At 39.2% G+C, this 25,490-nt stretch carries 28 protein-coding genes, 2 tRNA genes and 1 CRISPR repeat array; of the genes, 6 read left to right on the top strand and 24 right to left on the bottom strand.

Annotated elements, in window-relative coordinates:
• Position 1 precedes the first annotated feature (1 nt).
• The 5 genes from ACTB00_RS03650 to cas2 are packed head-to-tail and all read left to right on the top strand — an operon-like array spanning position 2 to position 3,570.
• Complete coding sequence (locus ACTB00_RS03650) at positions 2 to 1,054, top strand: hypothetical protein (protein WP_463298587.1); 1,053 nt, start codon at positions 2 to 4, stop codon at positions 1,052 to 1,054.
• Between the two features lie 44 nt (positions 1,055 to 1,098).
• Positions 1,099 to 1,734, top strand: coding sequence for a hypothetical protein (locus ACTB00_RS03645; RefSeq protein WP_463298586.1), 636 nt, complete (start codon positions 1,099 to 1,101; stop codon positions 1,732 to 1,734).
• A 59-nt stretch (positions 1,735 to 1,793) separates the two neighbouring features.
• Positions 1,794 to 2,306 (top strand): CRISPR-associated protein Cas4, encoded by a 513-nt coding sequence (gene cas4 / locus ACTB00_RS03640; RefSeq protein WP_463298585.1) that lies wholly within the window; start codon positions 1,794 to 1,796, stop codon positions 2,304 to 2,306.
• A complete protein-coding gene (cas1b, locus tag ACTB00_RS03635; RefSeq protein WP_463298584.1) occupies positions 2,303 to 3,307 on the top strand; it encodes a type I-B CRISPR-associated endonuclease Cas1b in 1,005 nt (334 codons plus the stop codon). The genes cas4 and cas1b overlap by 4 nt, the downstream gene beginning before the upstream one ends.
• Positions 3,307 to 3,570, top strand: a complete 264-nt coding sequence (gene cas2 / locus ACTB00_RS03630) for a CRISPR-associated endonuclease Cas2 (RefSeq protein ID WP_463298583.1) — start codon at positions 3,307 to 3,309, stop codon at positions 3,568 to 3,570. The genes cas1b and cas2 overlap by 1 nt, the downstream gene beginning before the upstream one ends.
• Positions 3,571 to 3,795: 225 nt before the next feature.
• Positions 3,796 to 5,723: a CRISPR direct-repeat array (repeat unit 30 nt; unit sequence CTACCAATCGCACCATACTGGAATTGAAAT).
• A gap of 33 nt (positions 5,724 to 5,756) precedes the next feature.
• On the opposite strand, the gene ACTB00_RS03625 is transcribed toward cas2, so the two are convergent.
• From ACTB00_RS03625 to ACTB00_RS03585, 9 genes are all read right to left on the bottom strand, one after another.
• Complete coding sequence (locus tag ACTB00_RS03625; RefSeq protein WP_463298582.1) at positions 5,757 to 6,410, bottom strand: nucleotidyl transferase AbiEii/AbiGii toxin family protein; 654 nt, start codon at positions 6,408 to 6,410, stop codon at positions 5,757 to 5,759.
• A 34-nt stretch (positions 6,411 to 6,444) separates the two neighbouring features.
• Positions 6,445 to 6,921, bottom strand: a complete 477-nt coding sequence (locus ACTB00_RS03620; RefSeq protein ID WP_463298581.1) for a helix-turn-helix transcriptional regulator — start codon at positions 6,919 to 6,921, stop codon at positions 6,445 to 6,447.
• Positions 6,922 to 7,212: 291 nt separating this feature from the next.
• Positions 7,213 to 8,079 (bottom strand): HipA domain-containing protein, encoded by an 867-nt coding sequence (locus ACTB00_RS03615; RefSeq protein WP_463298580.1) that lies wholly within the window; start codon positions 8,077 to 8,079, stop codon positions 7,213 to 7,215.
• Between the two features lie 76 nt (positions 8,080 to 8,155).
• Entirely contained in the window at positions 8,156 to 8,491 is a 336-nt protein-coding gene (locus ACTB00_RS03610) for a HipA N-terminal domain-containing protein (protein ID WP_463298579.1), read from the bottom strand.
• Positions 8,491 to 8,694: a helix-turn-helix transcriptional regulator gene (locus ACTB00_RS03605; protein WP_463298578.1), complete on the bottom strand. Its 204-nt coding sequence runs from the start codon at positions 8,692 to 8,694 to the stop codon at positions 8,491 to 8,493. The genes ACTB00_RS03610 and ACTB00_RS03605 overlap by 1 nt, the downstream gene beginning before the upstream one ends.
• 647 nt (positions 8,695 to 9,341) lie before the next feature.
• Positions 9,342 to 9,536 carry a hypothetical protein gene (locus tag ACTB00_RS03600; protein WP_463298576.1) on the bottom strand — a complete coding sequence of 65 codons (195 nt, stop codon included), beginning with the start codon at positions 9,534 to 9,536 and terminating at the stop codon, positions 9,342 to 9,344.
• Between the two features lie 241 nt (positions 9,537 to 9,777).
• A complete protein-coding gene (locus tag ACTB00_RS03595; protein ID WP_463298575.1) occupies positions 9,778 to 10,509 on the bottom strand; it encodes a (Fe-S)-binding protein in 732 nt (243 codons plus the stop codon).
• A gap of 111 nt (positions 10,510 to 10,620) precedes the next feature.
• Positions 10,621 to 10,693, bottom strand: a tRNA-Trp gene (locus ACTB00_RS03590).
• Between the two features lie 888 nt (positions 10,694 to 11,581).
• Positions 11,582 to 11,669, bottom strand: a tRNA-Ser gene (locus tag ACTB00_RS03585).
• A 275-nt stretch (positions 11,670 to 11,944) separates the two neighbouring features.
• On the opposite strand from ACTB00_RS03585, the gene ACTB00_RS03580 reads away from it, so the two are divergent.
• The gene (locus ACTB00_RS03580; protein WP_159522655.1) at positions 11,945 to 12,214 is read left to right on the top strand and encodes an HU family DNA-binding protein; all 270 of its coding nucleotides are present in this window, start codon (positions 11,945 to 11,947) and stop codon (positions 12,212 to 12,214) included.
• A gap of 258 nt (positions 12,215 to 12,472) precedes the next feature.
• Here ACTB00_RS03580 and ACTB00_RS03575 read toward each other — a convergent pair whose 3' ends face one another.
• The 15 genes from ACTB00_RS03575 to ACTB00_RS03505 form a co-directional block, all read right to left on the bottom strand.
• Positions 12,473 to 12,958 (bottom strand): DUF4252 domain-containing protein, encoded by a 486-nt coding sequence (locus ACTB00_RS03575; protein ID WP_463298574.1) that lies wholly within the window; start codon positions 12,956 to 12,958, stop codon positions 12,473 to 12,475.
• A 1-nt stretch (position 12,959) separates the two neighbouring features.
• A complete protein-coding gene (locus ACTB00_RS03570; protein WP_463298573.1) occupies positions 12,960 to 13,508 on the bottom strand; it encodes a hypothetical protein in 549 nt (182 codons plus the stop codon).
• Positions 13,465 to 14,013: an RNA polymerase sigma factor gene (locus ACTB00_RS03565; RefSeq protein ID WP_463298572.1), complete on the bottom strand. Its 549-nt coding sequence runs from the start codon at positions 14,011 to 14,013 to the stop codon at positions 13,465 to 13,467. The genes ACTB00_RS03570 and ACTB00_RS03565 overlap by 44 nt, the downstream gene beginning before the upstream one ends.
• A 156-nt stretch (positions 14,014 to 14,169) precedes the next feature.
• Positions 14,170 to 15,018: a hypothetical protein gene (locus ACTB00_RS03560; RefSeq protein ID WP_463298571.1), complete on the bottom strand. Its 849-nt coding sequence runs from the start codon at positions 15,016 to 15,018 to the stop codon at positions 14,170 to 14,172.
• A gap of 350 nt (positions 15,019 to 15,368) precedes the next feature.
• Positions 15,369 to 16,283, bottom strand: coding sequence for a Cbp1 family collagen-binding glycoprotein adhesin (locus tag ACTB00_RS03555; RefSeq protein ID WP_463298570.1), 915 nt, complete (start codon positions 16,281 to 16,283; stop codon positions 15,369 to 15,371).
• Between the two features lie 169 nt (positions 16,284 to 16,452).
• The gene (locus tag ACTB00_RS03550; RefSeq protein ID WP_463298569.1) at positions 16,453 to 17,805 is read right to left on the bottom strand and encodes a sigma-54-dependent transcriptional regulator; all 1,353 of its coding nucleotides are present in this window, start codon (positions 17,803 to 17,805) and stop codon (positions 16,453 to 16,455) included.
• A gap of 397 nt (positions 17,806 to 18,202) precedes the next feature.
• A complete protein-coding gene (locus tag ACTB00_RS03545) occupies positions 18,203 to 20,638 on the bottom strand; it encodes a response regulator (protein ID WP_463298568.1) in 2,436 nt (811 codons plus the stop codon).
• Positions 20,639 to 20,703: 65 nt separating this feature from the next.
• Positions 20,704 to 21,195 (bottom strand): hypothetical protein, encoded by a 492-nt coding sequence (locus ACTB00_RS03540; protein WP_463298567.1) that lies wholly within the window; start codon positions 21,193 to 21,195, stop codon positions 20,704 to 20,706.
• 181 nt (positions 21,196 to 21,376) lie between these two features.
• A complete protein-coding gene (locus ACTB00_RS03535) occupies positions 21,377 to 21,883 on the bottom strand; it encodes an O-acetyl-ADP-ribose deacetylase (RefSeq protein ID WP_463298566.1) in 507 nt (168 codons plus the stop codon).
• A gap of 51 nt (positions 21,884 to 21,934) precedes the next feature.
• The gene (locus ACTB00_RS03530; RefSeq protein ID WP_463298565.1) at positions 21,935 to 22,834 is read right to left on the bottom strand and encodes an EamA family transporter; all 900 of its coding nucleotides are present in this window, start codon (positions 22,832 to 22,834) and stop codon (positions 21,935 to 21,937) included.
• Positions 22,835 to 23,084: 250 nt separating this feature from the next.
• Positions 23,085 to 23,363 carry a hypothetical protein gene (locus ACTB00_RS03525; protein WP_463298564.1) on the bottom strand — a complete coding sequence of 93 codons (279 nt, stop codon included), beginning with the start codon at positions 23,361 to 23,363 and terminating at the stop codon, positions 23,085 to 23,087.
• Positions 23,364 to 23,369: 6 nt separating this feature from the next.
• On the bottom strand, positions 23,370 to 24,380 hold the full coding sequence (locus ACTB00_RS03520) for a phosphotriesterase family protein (RefSeq protein WP_463298563.1): 1,011 nt from the start codon (positions 24,378 to 24,380) through the stop codon (positions 23,370 to 23,372).
• A 79-nt stretch (positions 24,381 to 24,459) separates the two neighbouring features.
• Positions 24,460 to 24,933 carry an MgtC/SapB family protein gene (locus ACTB00_RS03515; RefSeq protein ID WP_463298562.1) on the bottom strand — a complete coding sequence of 158 codons (474 nt, stop codon included), beginning with the start codon at positions 24,931 to 24,933 and terminating at the stop codon, positions 24,460 to 24,462.
• Between the two features lie 24 nt (positions 24,934 to 24,957).
• Positions 24,958 to 25,128, bottom strand: a complete 171-nt coding sequence (locus ACTB00_RS03510) for a hypothetical protein (protein ID WP_463298561.1) — start codon at positions 25,126 to 25,128, stop codon at positions 24,958 to 24,960.
• A gap of 60 nt (positions 25,129 to 25,188) precedes the next feature.
• A complete protein-coding gene (locus ACTB00_RS03505; RefSeq protein ID WP_463298598.1) occupies positions 25,189 to 25,470 on the bottom strand; it encodes a hypothetical protein in 282 nt (93 codons plus the stop codon).
• Positions 25,471 to 25,490 lie beyond the last annotated feature (20 nt).

Here is a 25,490-nt window from a genome sequence, read left to right as displayed (position 1 = left end):
AATGAAACCTGTAATCAGTACAAAAAACACAAAAAACGAAATCCTCGCCGCTTACGACGAGTTGATGAAAAAAGTTCAGGAGAAGAAAACCAACGAACCAAAAAAAGTTCAGGAACAACAAAAACAGGAAACCGTTGTGAAAAATGCAGCGGCATTGAGCAACGAAGGTATTGTAAAAGAAGTATCGGGGCTGAAAGTAGGACTTTCGGCGGCGCTCGATAAATTAAGCGAGAACTTTGTTTCGGAATTCCGGAAATTTGAAGAGCTGCAGCAAGCCATAAAAATCGAAAAACAGCAGTTGGAAGACCTGTACCAACTGTCGGCCAGCACCGATTCGCTTGCGGCCATGCTGCTTGCCCAAAAGGAGAAGAAAGAGCAGTTTGAACAGGAAATGGCCACCCGGAAAGCAGAGTTCGAAGAGAAGATAAGAACTGAAAAAGAACGGGTTGACCTTGAAATGTCGGACAAACGGGCGCAATGGAAAAAAGAACAGGAGCTTTATGCCGCACAGACCAAAGAAGCCCGTGACGAACAGAAAAAGAGCCAGGCCCGCGAAGACGAAGAATACCAGTACAATCTGAAAATCACCCGAAAGAAAGAGACCGACCAGTACGAAGAAAAGAAACAAAAACTCGAAAAAGAACTGGCCGACAAAAAAGCTGCATTCGAAAAAGAATTTGCCGAACGCGAAACGAAAATTCAGGAAGCCGAAGCCGAATTAAAAGATCTCAGGATAAAAAATTCCGCTTTCCCAACCGAACTCGAAAAAGCGGTAACGGCTGCAACAAAATCTGTTTCGGAAAGACTTGAAACCCAGTTTGGCTTCGAAAAAGAACTGAAGGAAAAAGAAACTATTGGCGAGCTGAAACTGAAAGACCAGATTATCGGTACCCTAAACGCAAAAATAAAAGACCTGGAAACGACCATTAAAGAACTTTCGCAAAAAGCTATGACCGCCGAAACCAGCGTTAAAGACATTGCCATCCGGGCCATCGAAAGCTCTTCGAAACCCTATTTTATCGAGAAAAATAAGGAGGGACAAGGGAAAGAATAAACTACATCAACACATAACCCTTGAAGGTTTATAAACGAAATACCATGCAACGCTACATCGAACAACTCATTGACGACATCCACAAGGCGACCTGGAATTTGAAGCCGCCGCATAGCCTCTGGGAAGAGTCGGAAGCTGATCCTGACAATGAATTGGAACTCGAAGACATGTCGTTTGTGGAGCAATACATTGAAGGCGAAAAACAGCCCATCGCACAAATCACGGGTATTGGGGCGGAACAACTTCCGCCTTCTGAAAAATTGGCCATTGAACAGCGGGCTTTGCTGGCTGTTGAATTGGAAAAATTGTTGCAGTATTTTCATTTTGTGCTTGACTTTCCGGCAACCCTGCCGGGACACCTTCGCTACCCGTTTATCCGCGATTTTTGGAGCGAAGAACATGTTCCACTTTCGTTTGGCGAGAACCATATTGAGTTTTGTGATTATGAGGTTGAACACTGCCCATTCCCCGGCTATTGCACCACCTGCAAAGAGGTTGAGGCACAGATGAAATATGACGAAGAACGTGATGCCACTGGCGACTTCGACTTCGATTTCGATGTGGATAGCCTTCTGCCGGATCTCGAACAACTGGAAGATATTTGGGATGCCCGCGATAAAATCGAAAACGACGACGAGCCGGACGATGACCCGGATCCCAACGACCACTCGCCATCATAATCAATCTCCCCAATCTTTATTCAATCTAAAATTCAATCTCTATTCAATCATTTCAATCCATGCAAACCACCGGAACCCATTTCAATTATTACCTGATCTGTCACCGCAAATTGTGGTTGTTTGCCAATGGCATTAATATGGAATCGACCTCCGATTTGGTTTACGAAGGCAAACTGTTGCACGAAACTTCGTATCCCCGCCGCAGTGAGAAATACCAGGAGATCGCGATTGATGGGATCAAAATCGATTACTTCGACGCGAAAAACAAGGTAGTGCATGAAATCAAAAAATCGGACAAGCACGAGGAGGCGCACGAATGGCAGGTGAAATACTATTTGTATGTTCTGGAACAAAATGGTGTAACTGGCGCCACCGGCTTACTGGAATACCCGCGCCTGCACAAAACCGACGAAGTATTGCTTACCATCCCCGACCGGGAAGCGATTGGAGAAATGCTCGAAAAGATTGAAAAGGTCATTCATGGAGACCAGTGCCCGGGGCGTATTCAAAAAACGAAGTGTAAAAATTGCAGCTACTTTGATTTTTGCTGGAGCGGGGAGGGTGACTTATGAAAAAAACGTATTACCTATTTAATCCGGGACGTCTTCAACGCCGCGACAATACTCTGAAGTTTACGCCTTACGATGAGGAAGGCAACGAGCAAAAACCCCGCTTCCTTCCGGTGGAGAATGTGGGCGAACTGTATTGTTTTGGAAACCTGGATGCCAATTCGGCGACCTATAATTTTCTTGGGCAGGAGCAAATCCCCATTCACTTTTTCGATTATTACGAAAACTACACCGGTTCGTTTATGCCTCGTGAGGCTCTGATTTCCGGTAAAATGCTGATCGCACAAGTTAAATGCCAGCAAAACAAAAAAGCACGGATCGATTTGGCACAACGGATTTTGAATGGTGCCAGTTTCAATATGGTGAAGAACCTAAAATACTATAACAACAGGGGAAAAGACCTGGAACCAATTATTGAAATGATTGAAAAACTGGCCGGTAAAATTTCTTCGACCACTGCCATTGATGAGTTGATGGGCATTGAAGGGAATATCCGCAAGAACTATTATGAAGCCTTCGAACTGATCATTAATGATTTTAACATGAATGGTCGGAGCTACCGTCCTCCACAAAACGAAGTGAATGCATTGATTTCATTTGGTAATATGATGTGCTACAGTCAGTGTTTGCGGGCTATCCACCAAACCCAGTTGAATCCGACCATCAGTTTTCTGCATGAGCCGGGCGATCGTCGGTTCTCTTTGTCGCTTGATTTGGCTGAGATTTTCAAACCATTACTGGTCGACCGGATTATTTTTAAAGTGATGAACAAAAAGATGGTACAGCCCTATCATTTCGAAGAACAGTTAAACCGGGTGACGCTGAAGCCAAATGGAAAGAAAACAGTTGTCCAGGCCTTTGAAGACCGACTGGGAGAAACCATTAAACACCGCTCGCTAAACCGCTCGGTGAGCTACAAACACCTGATCAAATTGGAGTGTTACAAAATACAGAAGCATCTACTGGGCATCGAAGAATACAAACCTTTTAAAATGTGGTGGTAATGTATGTAATAGCAGTTTATGATATTGGGGAAAAGCGTGTGGGTAAGATGTTGAAACTTTGCCGGAGATATTTGAACTGGATACAGAATTCGGTTTTTGAAGGTGAAATTTCGGAAGTGAAGCTCCTGGAGTTGAAACAGGAAGCCATGCTGCTGATGGATGAGGAAACGGACAGTTTAATTATCTTTAAAACCCGCCAGGAGAAATGGCTGGATAAAGAAGTTGTTGGCCATGAACGCCAAAACCTGGACACTTTTCTGTAGCAAAAGTTGTCGATGGCTTTCCTGAGTAGGTTTTCTACCATAGAAAAGGGAAAAATAAAGAAAGTCAGGTTCTTTGACATCTTGAAAATAAGCGATTTATATATATTTGTCGATCCCCCGGGAAAAATACCTTCAGGGGGATCGACAATCTTTTCATTAAAAAATCCGATATTTGAGAAAGTTAATCTATTGAATATGAATATATTTTTTTGAGTCGTCGAACGACTACCAATCGCACCATACTGGAATTGAAATGCTGATAATTTATATCCTCTGAACTTATCCTTCTCTGCTACCAATCGCACCATACTGGAATTGAAATAATAGAACGGGAAGCGTAACAATACAAGAAATTGTATACTACCAATCGCACCATACTGGAATTGAAATAAGATTGGGGCGAGATTATTCTTTCCCCAATCTTCTACCAATCGCACCATACTGGAATTGAAATGGCGAAGCAAAAATGCTAAAAGAACATGAAACAGCTACCAATCGCACCATACTGGAATTGAAATTTGTAAACAATTAGCCGTGCGCTAAAAGTCGTTTACTACCAATCGCACCATACTGGAATTGAAATTTTGTAACTTTCAATGTCTTCATTCGCCTTTTTTAGCCTACCAATCGCACCATACTGGAATTGAAATTCCGTAGATAAAAAATTCAGGCAAACAAAGCATTTTCTACCAATCGCACCATACTGGAATTGAAATAACCCGTCATTAACACAGACAGCTACGTGGAAAGCACTACCAATCGCACCATACTGGAATTGAAATGGGAGTTCACTTTGTAGTTGTCTTCGTCGATGTGACTACCAATCGCACCATACTGGAATTGAAATTTGATACGGAGTACGACTCAGTAGACATGAATCACTACCAATCGCACCATACTGGAATTGAAATTTCCAAGTGATTCAGATTTTGATACTCTGGTTTGATTCTACCAATCGCACCATACTGGAATTGAAATGGGAACAGGCAAATCGGACAAAATACGCTTAGGGCTACCAATCGCACCATACTGGAATTGAAATTCAAACTGTCAATGGAGCACGATGACAAGGATTACCTACCAATCGCACCATACTGGAATTGAAATGTAGATTTCTTTCATGATGCTACTTTTTCAGTTGCTACCAATCGCACCATACTGGAATTGAAATGTTGATTATAACCTGGTAAAGACTATTCGATTCTGCCTACCAATCGCACCATACTGGAATTGAAATTCGGTTTCTTTGCTTACCACAAACCAGTGGTATTGGCTACCAATCGCACCATACTGGAATTGAAATTATATAAGATTCATCTGCAAGTTCATTATATCCTCTACCAATCGCACCATACTGGAATTGAAATATATATACAATATTGCTCCCACTTTGAGACGTTCCCTACCAATCGCACCATACTGGAATTGAAATTGTTTTTTTGATTTTAAAAAAAAGTTGATGATTTTTCTACCAATCGCACCATACTGGAATTGAAATTGTTTTTCCTTGTGTTCATGCTATTCTATTTTTATCTACCAATCGCACCATACTGGAATTGAAATCAGCAAGCTCAATCTGGTTCAAACCCAATTACTTTCTACCAATCGCACCATACTGGAATTGAAATTTGTTACCGTTGCACATGCAACAAACGGGACGTTGGCTACCAATCGCACCATACTGGAATTGAAATCAATTAGGAACATCATGATATAAAAATATTGGCGCTACCAATCGCACCATACTGGAATTGAAATATATGAATTCCGAGTTAATTCTATCCATTGATTTCTACCAATCGCACCATACTGGAATTGAAATCCGGAAGTTATTAATACTTCGTTCGTGCTTCCTATCTACCAATCGCACCATACTGGAATTGAAATTTCATAATGAATGTCAAGATCAAACGGGTAATTGTCTACCAATCGCACCATACTGGAATTGAAATTATTTACTGCCGTCACTCGGGGCATCTGGTATATACCTACCAATCGCACCATACTGGAATTGAAATACAATATTAATTGTTAGATTTCCTGCAAACGGATTTAACTACCAATCGCACCATACTGGAATTGAAATTAATGACACCATCCGTCATACTTGGTCAGCTCTCCCTCTACCAATCGCACCATACTGGAATTGAGATTCTGGCAGTTTGTTTATTGATCCTCATGTGCTTTTATTTTTTCTTTTCCAAAGCTTCCAAAATATCAAGTTTGATCACCTCCCAATATTTACCTTTTAAACAAATGGGGTCAAAATCAGTGTCTGCTTGTTCAAAGTTTGAAAAATTGGCTAGGATTTCCTTTTCATTGTGCCCATACGGATAGCGTTCTTCATGGAGTTTTAGCATCTGATCTATGCTATAATGTTCGAGAAGCTCATGCAAATCCCAAAAGTCCTTTTTCCGGGCTCCCCGGCTCACGACATCTATTTTCATTGCCACAATATCATCAGCATCGGCAAGACGAATCCCATCCAATTTTAATATTTCTCGGATAAAGGAGTCAGTGTAAAATAAATCGAGTTTGATAGCCTGATCCTTTGATTCACCGATAAAATAAGATTTCCCAAATCCGACGATTTTTGAATCAATCGTATCGACGTATGAAAAATTTGCTCTTAGATATTTATCAATGGTTTCGAAGTTTATCGCACCGTATTCTGAATCCGTAAATAAGTCAATATCCACAGATTGCCGGTGTCCCATTAGCAGGCTTAAGGCAGTTCCCCCAACCAGTCGGAATGGGTTGAAAACTGCTGAACCCATTAATGATTTTAAAGTAGAGAGAAGTAAGGGATTTACTGTATTATAGTATAATTTTAGAGACATGTATAAAAGGATTGTTATTCTTCTTTGTAGTATTTCAGCCAGGCAACAGATCCTTTGATCGTTCTAAAATCCTGGAAACTTCATCCTTCCCATAAAAGCGGACAATTTCCTGTTTTTCCTGTTCATTGCCCCGCTCAAAAACACGCTTGATAATGCTTGGCTTATATTTTATCCAATCCATTTTATCTGTATTGGTATCCCAAAATACCACCGGCCGTATTTTTGACAGATCAGGGTGATGGCCTTTCTGTTGTTTTCTCTTTTCCTGTTCGATATCATAATAGGCCTGCAGAATCATGAAATAGCTCTCATCAATACGCAGTTTTTCTCCTATCCTAACAGACAAAGAAGGGTTGATTCTTCGTTTCCCTTTAGTAATTGCTCCCAAGGTTTGGGGAAACTCGTCAATTGATTTCGCAAACTGTTTTTTTGACAGTCTCCTCTTTTTGAGTTCCCGGTCCAGAATTATTCCAGGATGTATTCCTTTGATAATAGAGATATTTGTATTCATTATTCTTACCCCTTTCCATACAAAAGTAAACATATTTGTTTACTTTTCAAGCCAAATCAAAAATATTTGTCTTTGCTCCATAAATCCGTCTACCTTTCGTGGACACTGAAAATATGACGATAGGAATAAATAAAATTTTTCATATTCCACTTGAAAGAATCTGGAAACGGTTTAAATTGAATGCTTCGGTTAGAATATTCTGGCCCCAATTCTTTGTTCACGGTCATTGTCTGTTCACGCTTGCGTGAACGTTTTGGTTTTGTGAACGCAAATCTATGCCATGACTTGCTGCTACAACACCCTTTCAAACCTTGCTTCAACCAGCTCTTTATAGCTATCCTTGAAATCACCGGCCAGAAAACTATCATCGATCAAATCCATCCATTTGGATTTACTTTTCCCCATCTTTTTGAAGATATTTTCCTGCTGTTTTGCATCAAGGTGAAGAGTTGTGAAGGCAGCTTTAAAGTCGTTCCGCTTGATTTTTTTCTTTTTGCCGTTCAGGGTCAAGGCCATATCCTCGTCATCTGCAGGATTGACCAATGCTGTTGCCAGAAGGTCATAAGCAGGGGTAAGTACAGTGCCCACTCCCGGCTGATGGATCAGTGAAAAGTTCTTTAGGTGCATATCGGCATTTCCGGTTAAGAAAGAGAACAGGACCAGCTCACAAAAGTTAACGACATCCAGACCAGGAGTGGACGAGTATTTCATGATCGCTTTCCCGATTTGTTCATAGCTCCCGTTGTATTTTTCTTCAGTCAGCCGTTCGGTCAACTGGCACATATCTTCCATGTGAAGCTTGCCTTTTTTTACCCGGTCGATCCGTTTGGTAATATAAGCCAGGTTCCCTGACTGCATACGTATCAGGCTGTGTGGGACTACGTTGATTTTAGCCAGGCTTGCCAGGTGCATGGTCAGGTCTTCCACTTCCGGCAAGTGTGGATAGTTGGGGCTTGGAGGTTTCAATATGTAACCGCCCCATAGTCCAACAATTGTAAACCGTTTGGGTGTGTCCCGGTGGCCCCCGGGAGCCAGGTGAAGCGAAAGCTTGGCCTGTACCCCGGTTACAGTGGTCTGGCTTTCTAAAACTTGTTCCGCCAGCTTTTCCAGTTCATTTTCTTGATAGGGCAAAACCGGAGGAACTGTCTGTCCAAACATCTTTTTGCTGCACGGTGCATGGAAATCCTGTTCGTTTTTGGCCAATGGCTTATAACAATAGAGACAGTTCATGTTCTTACGCATTTTCTTCGTTTGCAGGGATAACACTCACAGCCCCGATACAATCTTTGCAACAGGCCATCAAAAGCCCCATCCGGTCACGGGGGTTTAACTTCCAGTTCCTTTCGGCAATGTCCAGCAGCCATCCTTCAGGAATCAGGCCATCAAAAAAGGGGAACATGATTTTGGAAGTAAATTCGGCTTCCTGCAAAGGTAAAGTAAGGCTTATGGCTTGAGGGGGATCAGAATTCAGGTAATTTTTGTCGTATTGAAAATGGTAGCCCTCCTCGTCCTGAACCAGCCAGCCAGCCAGCCGGTCGTTCATCTTTATTTCAGCTTTCCTTTTTGCCATCATTCATCCTTTCTGATTTCAACCGGGCCAACTTCGTAGCCAAACAATTTAAGTACTTGGTTCACTTTGTCCAGGCGCAGGGTTTCTTTTCCTTGTTCCAGGTCGCGGATAAACCGTAAACCTACCCCTGCCTTTTCCGCCAGTTCGGGTTGGGTCAACCTGACAGCCCCTCGCTTCTCTTTTATAAAATCATTTAATCTCATAATTTATACCTTTTCGGGTATAAGTTTAATAAATTATTTTGAAATTATACCATATCGGGTATAGTATTTGTTTACATTAGCCTCTTTATACCCGAAAAGGTATAAGCTTTGGGAATAGAAATAAGGTTTTTAAAGGCTGATGGTTAAAATAAACCGGATGTTTGCGGTTATTACCTGTTCATGCCTGAGAGAATAGATCGGTTTTGTGAATGCACAATTTCTTTAAAAAAACAGACACTATTTTACAAAATAATGAAATCTTAATTAGCCATTTTGAGACAAAAAATAGTCATTTTTGAGACAAAATATCCCTTCTGAAATTTATGTCCAATTTCCTTTTATTCTTTCAAAAAAATGCCTTAACTTCGTCATATTGAATGTGTTCTAATACATGTGAACTATAAGGTGACCTGGTTTTTTCGTAGCGGTATAACCTTTTGATATACAGTTAAAAACAGCACAGTATTCAAATCTTGTCATCCCGACAAAAAAGAAAACCCAGTAAAAACAATTTTTTCTGTTTTTGCTGGGTTTTTCCGTTTAGTTTGAAAAAAACACCTTTAGAAACTAGTTCGAATGATCAGACATGATGTTTATTTTGCGATAACTACAGCTGAAATTCAAACCAATGTCTTTTTGTTTGGTTATTAAGAGAATTCCCGATCTGTTTCTTTGGGGATTTCCCACTCAACAACATAATCAAAGCGGTTTCCTTTGCAATGCAATCCATCGCTTGCAGGGAAAGGTTTATACTGTTTTCTTTTTGCTTTTTTTAGATAACTGGTGTCAATATGACTTTCATTAATAAACGGAACTTTGTTTGATTTAATTTTTACTTTCATTTTGATGAACTAAGAATAAAACGAATAACTGGCGTGATTCTTCAATGATCACAGTATAGCTTCCATTACCACGCATTAAGAAGATCGAACCTGCAATCAAGAAATCAGAGACGTCAGAATTATAGGTATATAGTCACTATAACAAAGAATCGCTTGAATATAGATTTACGCAGTGAAATTGAAAATGTTATGGAAATCAGTAATGTTTTTTTTGGCTTGAATTTCCGTTTGCGTTACAGTTTTATTGACTGCTCCAGCCACTTGCCAGAATATCAGCTATATGGATAGGTTTTATAGGTAGTTTGTTTTTTTTGATATAGCTTTCAATATTTAATAAACAAGATGATTCGGTAGAGATAATATACTCTGCTCCGGTATTCAATGCATGTTCAACTTTTTGTTCAGTCATAGCCGCCGAAATGGCTTTGAATTTGGTTACAAAAGTACCACCGAAACCACAACAAGTATCTGTATCCTCCATTTCAACCAGTTCTAGTCCTTTTACTTTAGAAAGCAATAAGCGAGGTTCTCTTTTTATACCATATTCCCGAAGAGCTGTACAGGCGTCGTGGTAGCAAACTTTATGTGGGAAGCTTGCTCCAAAATCGATATATTTCAGCTCATTCACTAAAAAATCAGTGAGTTCAAAAAGCCGCTCTTTTAGTTTTAAATGATATTCATAATCCAAATCCTCTTTATTGAAGAGGTCTCCATAGTAATTTTTGATAAATCCGGTGCATGATGCCGACGGACTAACAATAAGACGGTCGCCTGGGAAGTCTTTTACAAACTTATGAGCTAGATTTTTAGATTCGTTCCAATATCCACTATTATAGGCTGGCTGTCCGCAACAGGTTTGCTCAGGATTGTATTCTACTGCAACTCCGGCCTTTTTAAGCAATTTGATCATGTTAAAGGCGGTTTCCGGATAAAGCTGGTCAATAAAGCAGGGAACAAATAAATCTACAGTCATGGTAATCGGTAAAAGATTTGGGCAAATATAAGGGGTTTTTACGTTATATCGAAGAGTCTGGTAGTAATTGCCGAAAGCAAAAAAGAGCTGTTCAACAGAACAACTCTTTTGCACGGGAGGAGCGACTCGAACGCCCGACACCTGGTTTTGGAGACCAGTGCTCTACCAACTGAGCTACACCCGTATTTGAATGCGAGTGCAAATATAGTAATTCTTGAAAAACTACCTAGAAAAACTGAGCTGATTCGATAAAAATATTTCACTCGTTTTAAAGCTCTAAAATCAAATCTATTAATTTTTCGTCGTGTTCGAGTTTCATTTTTTTTACGAACCCGATATCGATGATTTTCGACTCCTCGAACTGATATGCGTAGTAATGGAGCGATTTCCTTTGATGATAAATTCATTCGAAGGTAAGCACACAGCCGTAGGTCTTTTGAGGTTAATTCAGGGTGCATTTCTTTAATTTTATTCAAAAACTGTTCATGTGTTCGTTCAGAATTCATCTCAAACACTTTGATGTGATTTCATTTATCGGCACAAAAAATTATAAAGCAATGATTATAAAAAGATTTACTCCACCGGATTTTTAAACTGATCTTGAAAGATCCTTATGAATTGAATCGTGTTTATAATGACCCTGAATAGGCAGATGTTGTAGCCGAAATGAAAATGAAGTTGACTGAACTGAGAAAAAAGTATAAAGATTCTGATGATCCCGATCAATATTTCATCGAAAAGTATAGGTCGAAAGGGATAATTAGGTAGTCTAAGCTAAATTATTCATCCTTTAAACGCGAGGATCTACCTTTAATCGAGCCTTAATCGAAGGAGATTGATTATAATTTCATGTTTTAAAGAAGAGAAAATGGCTCAATAGTATCGTTTTTCTGGAGTCGATCGTCCCTTTTTTAACTGTTCCGTTTTATTGATAACTGTCTTTTGTGTCTATGAAAAAGCTATTTGTCGATCAAAAATTGAGAAGATAGCATGGAATGAGAAGAGTTTTTAATAACAGGAAGTAATATAAAATAAAAAGCTGCAAGTGTTTGACTTGCAGCTTTTTGTGTGTTGGCGGAGAGAGAGGGATTCGAACCCCCGGATCCGTGAAGATCAACGGTTTTCAAGACCGCCGCATTCGACCACTCTGCCATCTCTCCTTTGATGTGGCGGCAAAAGTAGAGGATTTTTTTAAAACTCAAAAATTATTGCAAAAAAAAACTTAGAATTAGCAAAAAAAAAAACTTCAATAAAGGTTGCATAATTGAATCATATTTTAGAATTTTATAAAGCGTAAAAATTAAGCTTTTGAAAGCATTGATTTTACTGATGTTTTAGAAAAGTGAATTTCTTCTTAGTGATGTTTTAGATACAAATATGTTAATTATATAATTTCTAAATAGTTTATTTTTTTTAACCCTAAACAAGTTTTCTTATGAACAAAGCTCAATTAATTGACGCAATTGCTGAAAAAGCTGATCTAACTAAAGCGGATGCTAAAAAAGCCTTGGATGCTTTTGTAGAATCTACTACTGACGCCTTAAAAAATGGAGATCGTGTTGCATTGATCGGATTTGGATCTTTCTCTGTAGCTACTCGTAGTGCCAGAACTGGAAGAAATCCTCAATCAGGTGCTCCAATCGAGATTCCTGAAAAGAAAGTTGTAAAATTCAAACCAGGTGCTGAATTAGGTGATGCTGTGTAAATTACGTATCATAGAGAAATAATAAAAAAGGGAGGTACACCTCCCTTTTTTATTGCGAATATTTTTTGAAATAGCGTTTCAGCCCGTTGGGTTTATTCTATTTTCATACTTCTTAAATAACCGGATTGCGGCCGATATGGGTGATCTAATTTACTCCTTCAGATCAGTCTAATGTTTGCATTCTGTGCTATGCGGTAGTCAATAACCGTTTCATGATGACTGAATGATAGCCGGTAAATTTTCCGACCTTCATCCAAATCAGTATTTAATATTCAGCGCTCCTGTAATCTTACCAATATTTTCAGGGTCAATCAATCCCCGAATACTAATCAAAGCATTGTCATCACCTCCCACAACCAGAAGTAACTCAGAGAACTTACCAGCACCTGCATCACGACCGAAAAACCGGACAACTTCGTCTTCTTCTGTCACTTCCATTAAAACCTGATAGTCATGATTTTTGAAGAACCCATCATTTTCAAGTTCTTTGTAGAAATCCAGTGACTTATTGAGGTCATCATCATCGACTGCTAAAATCCTGACTCCATCTAAATCTGCCAGGAGATTTCCTTCGGGCGAGTTTTTATCCATTTGGCTTGCTAATCCAAGCAGGGCACCACTAATGTTAACGGTAGTCATTCCTTTCTTATTGGCGTACTTTTCAAACAATTTGTCAACGGGGCTTTTCTGTGCCATTCCCAATAGTGGGATTAGGCAAATTATTATAACTAGTAGCTTTTTCATTTTATTGTTTTTTTAGTTTTTGGTTAATTTTTTCTATTTCCTGTATTTCCTCAAAACCCTTATTTAGGGAATTCAGGCTTTTATTTAGTGGCTTCGAAGCATTGTCAATTTTTTTTATCGGTTGTAACTCATCCATCCCTTTTTGATAGTATCTGGCAACATATTGCAAGGTGCGCTTGGCTTCGGCGTAAGCTTGATCCGGATTCTTGTATGTATCGTTCCATTGTCGATGGTCGTTGTTTAGATTGACAACGAGCAAAGCGATTAAAATTGCAGCTGCAATTCCACTAACTGATTGCCAAAGCCATCTGTAGTGAATCTTTTCCTGATTTTCATTTTCCAGGATGTGATTCATAATTTCATCTTCCAGCTTCTTGTTTCTGGGGTTTTCTGAGAGTTCATCAATTCCGGTGAAAAAGGCCGTATACTCTTTCAGTTCCGGATCAATATTGTCCGAATTAAAATATTTAGCTAGCGACTGCTCCTCCAGTTTTGTGCTCTTTCCCTCAAAGTATTTTTGCAGAATTTGCTTGACTTCCTTTAATTCCATATCCCTGGTATTTTAATAATTCGTTTCTAACCTTTTTTCGTGCACGAGATAGGTTAACTCGTATGGCGTTGATGTTCATCGTTGTGATCTCAGCTATTTCCTCATATTCCAGTTGATCGATATCCCGCATTTTCATCACTTGCATTTGTAACTCTGGTAGCTTTCCAATAAGTTTCCTGATCAGTATGGCTGTCTCTGATAGTTCTAACTCGTTATTGAGGTCGCCATGCACCTCGTTGCCGATATTGGGTGTTTGATCTTCCAGAGAACAAGTTTTGCTTGTGCTCGATCGAAATAAATCAAGACATTTATTTCGGGTTATTCGTATCGCAAATGCTTCCAAATTCTCAATACGATTTAACCCTTTTCTTTTTTGCCAAAGTTTTAAAAATACATCCTGAACAACATCCTGCGCTTCCTCCTCGTTTTTTGTATAATACAACGCATAACGATGAAGTTTGCTGCTAAGGGGTAATACCGATGTTTTAAATTCTCTGGCTAGCATATCAGAACAAGCTTCTTAACTGTTTTCAAATGTAAGACGTAGACGGAAACTTTTCATTACATCATAAATACTATTTTTTAAATAATTGACACACAGATGAAAAAAGGCCCGGAAATTAATTCCGAGCCTAACTATCGTTTAGTTCTTGTTTCTATTTTAAGGTGCCCAAGGCAAATATTGATTTCCTCTGGTGCTTCCTTCATTCAGAGGAATGGCAACACCAAACATGATGCGGGGAACAAGTCCTGCCAAATCCTGTCTGATCTTAGAATCAGTACCGGTCGTCGCATAATTAGGTGCTCCATCTAAATAGTCGGTACTTACTTTTGAAATTTCAGCAGCCAAAGTGAGAGTCATCCCACTTTTAAAATTAAATCTTGAACCGAGACCCAGTGCATATTGCAGGTTCACTTCAGGGGATTTATTGGGTTCAAATCCCTTTCCTATTGAAAATGCAGGATCGTCACTTGGTAATCCTGAGACATCAGTGTAAGCAAGTTCGGAATAGAGGATATTCGGACCAGCATTTAATTCAATATATGGTTGGAATAGTTGAGCGTCTCTAACTCGACTAGCAAATTTCTTAAAATAATACCGGACCAATACACTTGGAGTAAAAGCTGTTGTCTTATATTCTATTGGATTGGTATAAAATGCTACTCCGTTAAATCCTTCGTGGGAGCTGCTCCAAACCGACAAATCCATAACTGTCAGAGAGTCGTCGGAGCTACTTAAACTATAGAAGCCAACACCTACACCCAATTCAAAATTAGTACCTAACGTTTTTGAGATGGTAATGTCCATGCTAAAGCCCATGTTATGACTAAATTCATTGTCGACAGAAGTGAAGCCTGATTCAACTTCGCTCATCAAGGTTGCGGTACCAATTCGCGGGGTTATAAACCATTGTTGACTGCCTTTGCCTTTTGCAAAGGTGAGTTGGGGAACTATAAACGTTAGTAATAAAAATACGGATAGTGCTACGCTGAGGTTCTTTTTCATCATTCAATCTATTTGGGTTTACAAACAGGAGGATACTCATCAAGGTTTCCGCATATTCAACTGTTTGCTTATCTCTTTCTACAAACCAACACTCAATATTACAAACAAAAAGTAATAACAGTACGATAATACAAAAAAAGCGATAAAAAACAGGTGTTTTTTAGTACATAATTCGCAAAATAGTAAGCAACTTCTATTAAAGTGAAATACTATGTTAGATGGAATGATTTTTCTGTTCAAAAATTGGTCAATAAACTATAAAAAACAAAAAACCATCAGAACCTCTGTCCCGATGGTTTTTTTTTGAGCTTGTTTTAATATACGTGAAGATTCGAGTGTGTCGTTTTGGGCTATTATTTTACTTCAATAACAGCGTATTTTGATATTTTCCAGAATTCCTCAGGATTATCAATCTGCAAGTAAGCAACTTGTCCATCTTCTTCTACCAATGTGTACGAATCGAGCGGGTGTTCTGAAATAATGGTTGCTTTTTTAGAGTGAAGCGGAATTGTTTTTGTTTCCTGAATATTTAGTTCTGTAAAGTACTCCTCATCAAAACTTTCCTGAATTGTTTTATTTTGACCGATCCAAAGAAAACCACCTTCTTTAGTTAGCAACCCTTTTTCTTTTAGTTCTTTATAGGTTCCATAGGCAATATGTGCCGTGTTGAGCTCATCCGTTTTTCGATCAATAATGCTTAGTTTGCTTTCGATGGTGTCATTTTGTTTCGCAATTTCAAACTCCATGTCTTCAACCTTTTCGTTCAATCCTGCAACGAGCACTTCTTTCTCTTCGATCACTCTTCTCAACTCATCCATTTCTGTGTTTTGGGCTTCAACAGTTTGAGATAAGGCAGCAATTTTTTGTTGGAATCCGTTCATTGTAATACCGGATTTTTTTAGTTTCTTTTCAAGATCAGCAATATGTTTGCTGCTTTCTTCCAGCATTTTATTCATCAGGGTAATGTCATCTAAAATGGCTTGTTTCTGATCAACATTACCTTCTTTGTTTTGCTCAATGGATAGTTGCTTTCTTTTTTCTTTAATAAATTTAAGGTTGTTTTCAATATCATTGAAAGCAGTAACCATCTCGTTTACGACAGAATCACGGTCTTCTATCAATTCATTTAAATCAGTGTTTTTTGTTAACAATGAATCAACTTCTGATTGCTTCTGCGTATAAACGTAAAAGGTGCCAACTAGTGCCAAAACGACTACTACGACAGCTGTTACGATAATTCCTAATTGTTTTTTTCTTGTATTGTCCATGTTGTTTTCCTCCTATAGTTTTTTGTGCTAAGCGGAAAGCAATGCTCGTGCCAATAACATGATTGTTTGGTAAGTGGTTGTAAATGAGAGGTTCGTTTTGTTGGGGTGTCCGTTATTTTTATCAATCTGATTACTGGTTTCGCAAATTGATAATTTCAGATCGCGCGAATTATTTATTTTCTTCTTTTAGCATACGATAAATGGTTGCTACACCAATATCCAGTTTTTCAGCCACCAATTTAATGTTATTATCGTATTTAGATAAAAAGCGATTAACGATCTCAATAGTGTATTCGCGCATGGTACATTCCTCGTTAGTCAGGCTATCCATCATATTTTGCCCGCCAAATACAAGGTCATCTTTAGTAATCTCGTCATGATCAGAAAGCGTGACTGCAAGTTCAACGATAGACTTTAATTCCCTGATGTTTCCCGGGAATGAATAGGAAAGTAGTTTTCTGCCCGCTTCGGAACTAAGTGCTTTTTCATCGAGCTCATTTTCCTTGCAAAAGCTTTTTATAAAGTGCTTGGCTAAAATAATTACATCATTTCCACGCTCGCGAAGTGGCGGAAGTTCAATTGGTAAGCCAAATAAACGATAATACAAGTCTTGTCTGAAGTTCCCTTCCTGAACTTCCATCAGCAGGTTTCGGTTAGTGGCAATAATGATTCGGCAATCAACTTTTACTGCTTCGTTGCTTCCCACCCGATTGATTTCCTTTTCTTGCAGGGCCCGAAGTAGTTTTGCCTGAAGAGAAATGTCCATTTCACCTATTTCATCCAGAAAAAGAGTTCCACTGCTGGCTTCTTCAAATTTTCCGATTCGGCGAGATGACGCACCCGTGAATGAACCTTTTTCGTGCCCGAATAGCTCGCTTTCAATTAAGTCTTTTGGGATCGCTGCAACATTTACCGGTACAAAAGGTTTTTTTGCCCGGTTGGAATTATAGTGAATGGCTTTTGCTACCAGTTCTTTTCCCGTACCAGTTTCGCCGGTAACTGTAACCGAAATATTGGTGCGTGTGGCTTTTTCAATTAAAGAGAACATCTTTTCGGCAGCAGGACTGTTGCCAATAATCGTATTTTGGTAGCTGTATTTCTTTTTTACTTCTTTTCGAAGTGTAACAATTTCTTTTTTGAGCCGACTTCCTTTGCGAATGTTATTTATGGTATTCAACAGCCGTTCTTTCACGTCTGACGATTTCACAATGTAATCGTAAGCACCATGCCGAAGTAGCTCAACCACGACTTCAATATCATCTTGCTCGGATATTAATATAACCTGAATATCCTCATTGATTGCTTTGATCTCTTTCAGAACTTCGAGTCCTTTCATATCGGGTAACCGATAATCTAAGGTCACGACATCCGGTTCTTGACTCAGGTTTTTTATGCAGTCTTTTCCGGTGGTGTACGATTCGATTTCGTATTCAGGAATTAACGACAGGTTATGAACAAGAAGTCGATTATACCAATCGTCGTCTTCTACAACAAATATTTTAAATGGTTTGCCAGTATCCATAAAATAGGTTCAGGGAAAATATTGCTTTTCTGTATGCAATGTTATGGAAATATTTTGTGAAAGTATAGCTATTTGCGGGTTTTAACTTTAAATTTTTATATGAAAATCCCCAAAACCGGCGGAGGTTTTGGGGATTGTTAACAAAATATATAGAGGTGACGAAATGGCTAAAAATCATTTAAGTGTCGCAATTATTTACTTCTTCTAACTTTCTTTTCTCTGGCAGTTGGTTTTTCGATGAATTCTTTGACTCTGAACCCTGCAATTCAAGTGCCAAAGCGGTATTTTAGGTTTTTGTCTGCTTAAATGTTTGGTTATTAGTGTCGTTTTGTTTTGAGCATGGAATTAGTATTCTCATAATGAGAATTTTTATCTAAAAATGATTTTAAAACCTACCCTATTGATCTTCGAGGATGGATCTCAAATAGCGATTAGTAGTCTCAACTTCGTATTCTATTTCTGTAGATAGCTTGATTATTTTCTGTTCGTTTTCTCCCAGCTGAGCTTCGTACTCTATTTCTTTAATTTTTGAGTATAATTTAAGTGCCTTGATGTGCTTGGCAGGAGCAGCCATTTTATGTGCATATTCCCGAACCATATCCCAATTTTTCAGGTCAATGTTTTTTTGCATTTCTGATAAGCCACTATCGCTTGATCGAATGAAAATTTCTAACATTTCATTTACAAATGCCATATTTCCATTTGCCATGCGTTTCAATTCGCTTAAATCAATTTGTGGCTTTGCTTCTCCTTTATGCGATTTAGCCTCTGTGTGTTGGTGTCGACTAGCCGCTGATAGCCTCGCTAATAGTTCTTTCTCAGTAAAGGGTTTTGGCAGAAATTGCTGCATACCCGCTTGCTTGCATTTTTCAATATCATCAGGTTTATTGGTTGCCGTTAGTGCAATAATTTTAGCTGCGTTGTTTTGTTGTACAATTTGTTTTGCTGCTTCCAATCCGTTTAAAACCGGCATGCGAATGTCCATGAAAACAAGGTCAAAATGTTCTTTTTTGTACAAATCGACCGCTTGCTGACCATCGGAACATTCCGTTACATTTATATTCCATTTTTCGAGGATCGATCTTAGGAGGTATCGGTTGAATTCTTCATCATCAACAATTAAAATTGACAGGCTGCTAAAATGATCCGGGATTGTCAATGTTTCCTGTTCTGCTTGTTTAATTTTTGACGGGTCGCCAATGTCGTAAGGAATTTCGAGTGAGATTGTTGTTCCTTTATTTAATTCGCTGTCGATGGATATTTTCCCTTTTTGCACGTCAATCAGCTTTTTTACAATGGCCAGTCCCAGTCCGGCACCTCCTTGTTTTCTGGTCAAGTCGGTTTCCAGTTGTACAAAATCATCAAATATTAACGAGTGGTTTTCTTTTGATATGCCAATTCCGGTGTCGATCACCTGAATGCGGACCCATATCTTGCGCCATTTATTTTCTTTTGCCGACACTTTTAAGGTCACACTGCCCTGATCAGTAAACTTAATCGCATTGGTAACCAGATTGATCAGGATTTGTTTTAATCTAAAAGCATCGCCGCGAAGCACGATTGGTTCAAGACCATCCGTGTCTAATTTAAGCCGCAAGTTTTTCGATTTCGCTTTTCCTTTGTTGAGGACTATAACGTCAGCAAGTAATTTGCCCAGCGAAAAATCATCTTTTGCCAACTTCAATTTCTGGCTTTCAATTTTCGAGAAGTCAAGCGTGTCGTCTACCAACGAAATTAAATGCTCGGTCGAAGTGTAAATAATTTCCAAATCCTTTTTACGTTTGTTGTTATCTGTCTTTTTTATCAACTGCTCGGTTAATCCGTAAATGGCATTGATGGGTGTTCGCATTTCATGGCTTACAGTGGCTACAAAAACTTCTTTGGCGCGAGCTAGTTTTTCAGCATCAGTTTTAGCCTTGTGAAGTAGGTTTTGATGGATTCTGGATTTGTTTAAATATCTATAAAACAGAAACAAAACCAATAATAACAAGATAACCGATCCCAGCGTAAATAAGGCCAACCGTTTGTAGGTGATGGCTGCCAGCCGGTCTGCTTCCTGAGTTTTCTCAAGTAGTTTTCTTCGTTCGTCGGTTTCCAATTTAGTTATTAATGTGTTGAGCAGCTCCGAAAGGATGATGTTTTCTTCGAGTAATGCTTTTTCCTGAACAGAAATTGTCTGGTTGGTTGTTTTTATGCGGTCTTCTATTTGTGCAATTTCTTGTTTGATCGAATCTTTGTCGATGGTATTGGAATCCACTGGTTGAACCTGAATTTGTTCAATGATCTCAGGTTCTTTTTTCTTACCTCCAAAAATACGTTTTAGCAATCCACGTTTTTTTTCTGGAGCTTCAACTTCAACTAAAATGGTATCAGGCTCAGTTTTCGCACTGTCAATTTTGGTGTACAGTTCGGTGAATGATTCGTGTGCATCTTCGCGGGCATGATGGAGCACCAAAATTTCTTTCCAGACAGCCAGCTTTGCATTTGTCAGCTGCCGAATTGAGTCAATCTGCATTTTTTGCTCTTCGCTGGTCTGTGCATAGTCTTCCAAATTTGTTAGTTTTTTCTGAATGGATTGATTGATTTGCTTATAGGGATGAAAATATTTCTCATCTCGGGTTACTGAATATAGTCTAACGGTACTTTCTACTTCGGAGAGGTCAGCGGCAATATCTTTTATTTGCAGCAGCTTAAAATCTGGTCGAGCTTCGCGGTGAATAGAATCGACGATTTGTGATAGACTTTGATAAACCAGATAGCCGGAAAAAATGACGCCCAGCACAACTATTGCTGTGAGTATCGTTACAGGGAATTCAATCTTAATACGTTTCATCAATCAATCATTTGAATCAGATTTAACTATTTTGTGACACCGATACAGCTGGAGTAAACTATCAACTATCTAAAGTAGAATCGTATTGTCAGGCCAATGTCATCCATCCAAAAGCCGGTATAGTTAATCACATTAAACATGGGCTTCCAGTCAACCGAAACACTGATCGGAGCATCTGGAATGGCATACTCGAGTCCCAATATTCCATCAATCCCCAAAGCGGTGTAAGTTCCGTCATTGTCGTACCAAGGGTGTATGTGTCCATTCAAATCCCAATAACCAAGATGTGCGCCCGCTCCATAGTATAAGTTGAAGTTTGAGTCGTTAAACACGTCCTGATGTATTTCATACAGACCTTGAAATAAAGTTCCATTCCATCTGGAGGAAACGATGAATTCCAGCGCTTTGCTTTCGGAGATGAAGTGCTTTAGCGACAAGCCAGCCATCGGGCCTGCACGGAATCCGATTGCTGTTTTATAATCACGTTGAGCACTCAAATCTGAAAAGCCCATAAAACAGATAAGAACAACTAAAGATACACTTTTAACTACTTTCATAAAGAAGAATGAATTTGAATTTTTGACTAACCCGCACTTGTTTGTCGCGATTGACCTCTAATTTATTGGTTCAATAGGAACCGGTATTTCGGAGAACGAAAAGTAAGGACATAAATTACTTCTCGTTGTCAGAATTAATTCCTATTGTAAGACTGTTGAAAAGGTAAAATGTTCAGTGAAATCAGACGTTTAAAAGGTCTTGGTAGATTTTGTGATTTTCATCGTCATAAACACAAAAAGTGACTCCTTCAAACCAATCGTCATCATCTAAAAATTCAAGGATTGTTTGTATTGCGATTTTCGCGGCGAGCTCTTTTGGGAAGGCATAAACACCAGTGCTGATATTTGGAAAAGCGATCGTTTTTAATTTGTATTCTTTGGCCAATAACAAACTATTCTGGTATGCCGAAGCCAACTGTTCTTTTTCGCCAATCTCGCCACCATGCCAAACCGGACCAACGGTGTGAATTACATATCGCGATGGCAGGCGATAGGCTGTTGTGATTTTTGCTTGCCCGGTTTCACAACCGTTTAGTTTTGCACAAGCTTCCTTTAGTTTAGGGCCGGCTGCCCTATGAATAGCGCCATCAACGCCGCCACCTCCCAAAAGACTTCTGTTTGCTGCATTCACGATAGCATCAACATGCATTTCGGTGATATCGCCTTGTAAAAGTTGAATTCGATTCATATTTGTTGATTTAATCAATCGAAGTTAACAAGATTCTTGTCGGAATAAAAGCTAGCTTCCTAAACTAATCATTAAGATTCCGGCTAAAATGCCAAGTAGGTAGATTCCTTTTTGTCGAATATTACTTTCCTTAAAAAGAAATGCTCCGGTTACAAAAGCCACTAACACTCCGCCTCGCCTTAATGCAGCAATAACAGAAATCATGGAGTCTTCATAGCTCAGTGCATAAAAATAGGCGAAGTCAGCCATCAGTAGAAAGACACCAATCGCAGGAATGCTCCATCGCCAGTCGAATGGTGGTCGCTTGCTTTTGGGTTTGCTCCATCGAAAAATGGCAACTACCGGAAGCATAACCACCACCTGATAAAATGAAAACCACGCCTGCACCGCAAAACGGTCGATTTTCCGCATAATGAATTTATCGTATAACCCGCTGGATGCACCGAGCAGCGTTGCTCCAATAATGCACAAAATCCAAATATTTTTGCGAAAGTGGATGCCTTCGAGCTTACCGGCAGTCGATAACAGGTAGAAAAACAACAGGGTGGTAATAACGCCTGCCCATTGCAACAAATTGAGGTGTTCCTGAAAAATGATAATCGCTCCGATTAAAGTCCACAACGGACTTGTTGCCCGAATGGGCGAGACAATGGTAATTGGCAAATGCTTCAAACCGGTAAATGCCAAAATCCAACTACTCACTACAATCATGGTTTTCAGAAAAATCATGCCGTGTTCCTGCAGTGTGATTGGAGGCACATAAAAATTGATGGATTGAAAAAACTCAGGATAGTACCAGGAACCTAGCGTGGGTGGGATAAAAATGACTGCTCCTGTAATTGCCGAGATTAAAAGTACCGGAAATACAGCATTTTCATTTACCGATAGTTTCTTAAAAACATCGTAAATACCCAAGAGAAATGCCGACAGCAATGTTAATAATACCCACATGAAATCTCATTTAGGCCGCAAAGCTACGGGCAATCATCGGGTTTAAGTTAATTCAGCTTGATGATGTTGTAAAGTTTAATCATTCTTTAAATAACGTGAGTTTAAGAATCTGTTTTAAAGCAATATTTAATGTTCCAATGTGCTTTTTAGGTGAGAAAGGATTGGAAACAATTGAATACAATAGGAAACATTTGTGTTCAACTGTTTCCTGAATAATATTTTTTCATAAAAGATCAGGAAATTCAAAGAATTATTTTCTTCGTTTTGAACTGGCACCACCGCCACCCCCGAACATCATTACACCAATCAGAAATCCAAAGTTGTACCAGCCTCCAGAGTTGGGGAAAGCATAAATTTCGTAGTCGGTAAATAAGCTGGCTATAAAACTAAACAGGATGATGAAGCCATGAAATAGTCCATGCCAAAATCCCGGAGGATTTGTAATATTACCAGCCGATTGAGTTGCGCAAGCAGTAAAAATGAACAAGGAAAGAAATAGCCATGCAATAAGGTAAGTGTGCCTTTTCATATTTTGTTAGTTTTGGTTATTAATTAGACGTTTGCCAACGGTAAACGCTTTTGCCGGATTTGAAATTAAAAGTTGGTTGATATCCCCTTCGGTGAATCCTTTTGCTTTCAGATTTGGAATGAGTGATTGAAAAATGTTTGTGTAGGACTTGAAGTCGTTCCCGGGTTGTGACGGGGCGTACCAGCCGGCATCGTGTGAAATTAAAATTCTGTCTAAAACGCCCTGATTTTTTAAATAAACAAGGGCATCACCTTCGAGATGTTTTTCGTTCCATCCATACTTGTCCAATGAAACCCAGACTCCCATTTGTGCTGCTTTAACTAGGTTTTTCCAATCTTTTTCATCGCTCGCATGTGTCCAGATAAATGCTTCGGGAGAAACGCCTTCTTCTTTTAATATTTCAAGCTCTTCGAATGCGGCAATTGCAGGCCCGGTATGTGCCATAATTGTAAGACCGGTTGACTTGTGCGCAATTGCAGCGGCTCGTATCAATGTTTGATGAAATTCGGATAGCTTGCCTCGATTTACAGCAGTTTTTATAAATCCGGGTTTAATTCCGGTGCCTTCAATGCCTTGTTCAAACTCTGCAATGTAAAACTCAGCAATGGCCTCAGCTGGCATATCCAGTACATGTTCAGGGATAAATTTATTGTTTTGGGCACCATAAAATCCGGTGTTGGTCAGAATCTGCATTCCTGTTGAATCGGCTAATTGTTTTAGCAGTTTTACATCTCTTCCAACAAAAAGAGGAGTGCATTCAACTAATGTTTTGACCCCGTATGTTTCCAGCGTGAGTAGTTCAGGGAGTATTTTTTCAACTGCTTCTTGATGATCGTAGTTTTCAGGATGGTAGTTTGCTGCACCTGAAAAATCGACCAAAACATGCTCGTGTGCAAGGGTTTTCCCAAGCTCACTTGGATTAACCAGGCCATTAATCGTAATTATTTTTCCTTCATGATCACCTTCTTCAGAGCAAGATAGGAGTGTGGTTAGTAGCAAAACCAGAATGTATCGCATAGCCTTTTTTATACAAATGTAAATGATATAGACTAAATTAGTAATTCATAAATGATTTAATATGATGATTACCCAACAGTTATTTCCTCTTCTTTTTAAGTCGTGCTTTAATACCTCTCAAATGGTTGATTGAGTTGACGAATAAAATGATGAGGGTGAGCCCTACAGCAAGTATATATGCTTTTAGAGCCACGGCGATTCCAATCCCCGACGAATAGAGCAGGGTAGAAGCTGTCGTGAGATTCCGAACCGTATTTTCATCTTTCGACTTCAAAATGGTGCCGGCGCCAATAAAACTAACGCCAACCACGATCGATTGTAAAATCCTCACCGGATCAACACTCATAATATCGGTTACAATGTTCTCGTTGATAAAATTACTTAGAGCCGGAGAAATTGCTACGAAAAAGCATGAAATACTTCCAACAATCATATTGGTGCGTAAGCCAGCCGGTTTATCCAGTTTTTCCCGTTCGCCTCCAATCACACTGCATAAAACCATAGCGATTACAACGTCGAGCAAAATCCAGAGTTGATTGATAACCATTTCCATGTTCATAAATCTTTTTGACGCATATTAGTTATTCTCGTTCAGTCCGTGGTCCATTTTCAAGATACTTAGGGCAAGTAGCTCGTATTTTGAATACCGCTTTTTTTCTTTGATGTTTTTCGACAAATCAAAATCATCTAAACTTTTCTTGCTCATCGCCGCCAGTATTTTGGGGTGAATGTAATATTTTCGGCTCACGGCAACGGTGTTATTTAATTCTTTCGAAACTAAGCGTACTAAGGTTACATCTTTTTTCTTTCATGGGTTTTCTTCGACAATTTTTCTCGCCCGGGGCTCAAACTTGATTGACAGAACGGTTCCACCCCATGTTCTGAAGTTTTTGGCACTGATCTCGTGGGAGGAAATTTCTCGCAGGTATTCGTTTACATCTTCGGAATTCAACACTTTGTAACCACCATTCGATTTATAGCGGAACAACTCGTACCCGGGAAGTTCAGAGCATTCTTTCAATAATTTTTTCAACGTCGGATGATTTGTTGTTGCAGTCTTAAACTTTCCACTTTTACCTTTAAACTGGATTTCGAGCGTGGTTTCGCTTT

The sequence above is a fragment of the Sunxiuqinia sp. genome, from assembly GCF_055140945.1.
Note: the sequence above shows the minus strand (reverse complement) of the source record. Positions and strands in the feature narration are given on the sequence as shown.

Excerpts from the sequence above, each read along its gene's own strand:
- ACTB00_RS03650 (WP_463298587.1), top strand. The coding sequence starts at position 2 with ATGAAACCTGTAATCAGTACAAAAAACACAAAAAACGAAATCCTCGCC.
- ACTB00_RS03645 (WP_463298586.1), top strand. The coding sequence starts at position 1,099 with ATGCAACGCTACATCGAACAACTCATTGACGACATCCACAAGGCGACC.
- cas4 (WP_463298585.1), top strand. The coding sequence starts at position 1,794 with ATGCAAACCACCGGAACCCATTTCAATTATTACCTGATCTGTCACCGC.
- cas1b (WP_463298584.1), top strand. The coding sequence starts at position 2,303 with ATGAAAAAAACGTATTACCTATTTAATCCGGGACGTCTTCAACGCCGC.
- cas2 (WP_463298583.1), top strand. The coding sequence starts at position 3,307 with ATGTATGTAATAGCAGTTTATGATATTGGGGAAAAGCGTGTGGGTAAG.
- ACTB00_RS03625 (WP_463298582.1), bottom strand. The coding sequence starts at position 6,410 with ATGTCTCTAAAATTATACTATAATACAGTAAATCCCTTACTTCTCTCT.
- ACTB00_RS03620 (WP_463298581.1), bottom strand. The coding sequence starts at position 6,921 with ATGAATACAAATATCTCTATTATCAAAGGAATACATCCTGGAATAATT.
- ACTB00_RS03615 (WP_463298580.1), bottom strand. The coding sequence starts at position 8,079 with ATGTTTGGACAGACAGTTCCTCCGGTTTTGCCCTATCAAGAAAATGAA.
- ACTB00_RS03610 (WP_463298579.1), bottom strand. The coding sequence starts at position 8,491 with ATGGCAAAAAGGAAAGCTGAAATAAAGATGAACGACCGGCTGGCTGGC.
- ACTB00_RS03605 (WP_463298578.1), bottom strand. The coding sequence starts at position 8,694 with ATGAGATTAAATGATTTTATAAAAGAGAAGCGAGGGGCTGTCAGGTTG.
- ACTB00_RS03600 (WP_463298576.1), bottom strand. The coding sequence starts at position 9,536 with ATGAAAGTAAAAATTAAATCAAACAAAGTTCCGTTTATTAATGAAAGT.
- ACTB00_RS03595 (WP_463298575.1), bottom strand. The coding sequence starts at position 10,509 with ATGACTGTAGATTTATTTGTTCCCTGCTTTATTGACCAGCTTTATCCG.
- ACTB00_RS03580 (WP_159522655.1), top strand. The coding sequence starts at position 11,945 with ATGAACAAAGCTCAATTAATTGACGCAATTGCTGAAAAAGCTGATCTA.
- ACTB00_RS03575 (WP_463298574.1), bottom strand. The coding sequence starts at position 12,958 with ATGAAAAAGCTACTAGTTATAATAATTTGCCTAATCCCACTATTGGGA.
- ACTB00_RS03570 (WP_463298573.1), bottom strand. The coding sequence starts at position 13,508 with ATGGAATTAAAGGAAGTCAAGCAAATTCTGCAAAAATACTTTGAGGGA.
- ACTB00_RS03565 (WP_463298572.1), bottom strand. The coding sequence starts at position 14,013 with ATGCTAGCCAGAGAATTTAAAACATCGGTATTACCCCTTAGCAGCAAA.
- ACTB00_RS03560 (WP_463298571.1), bottom strand. The coding sequence starts at position 15,018 with ATGATGAAAAAGAACCTCAGCGTAGCACTATCCGTATTTTTATTACTA.
- ACTB00_RS03555 (WP_463298570.1), bottom strand. The coding sequence starts at position 16,283 with ATGGACAATACAAGAAAAAAACAATTAGGAATTATCGTAACAGCTGTC.
- ACTB00_RS03550 (WP_463298569.1), bottom strand. The coding sequence starts at position 17,805 with ATGGATACTGGCAAACCATTTAAAATATTTGTTGTAGAAGACGACGAT.
- ACTB00_RS03545 (WP_463298568.1), bottom strand. The coding sequence starts at position 20,638 with ATGAAACGTATTAAGATTGAATTCCCTGTAACGATACTCACAGCAATA.
- ACTB00_RS03540 (WP_463298567.1), bottom strand. The coding sequence starts at position 21,195 with ATGAAAGTAGTTAAAAGTGTATCTTTAGTTGTTCTTATCTGTTTTATG.
- ACTB00_RS03535 (WP_463298566.1), bottom strand. The coding sequence starts at position 21,883 with ATGAATCGAATTCAACTTTTACAAGGCGATATCACCGAAATGCATGTT.
- ACTB00_RS03530 (WP_463298565.1), bottom strand. The coding sequence starts at position 22,834 with ATGTGGGTATTATTAACATTGCTGTCGGCATTTCTCTTGGGTATTTAC.
- ACTB00_RS03525 (WP_463298564.1), bottom strand. The coding sequence starts at position 23,363 with ATGAAAAGGCACACTTACCTTATTGCATGGCTATTTCTTTCCTTGTTC.
- ACTB00_RS03520 (WP_463298563.1), bottom strand. The coding sequence starts at position 24,380 with ATGCGATACATTCTGGTTTTGCTACTAACCACACTCCTATCTTGCTCT.
- ACTB00_RS03515 (WP_463298562.1), bottom strand. The coding sequence starts at position 24,933 with ATGGAAATGGTTATCAATCAACTCTGGATTTTGCTCGACGTTGTAATC.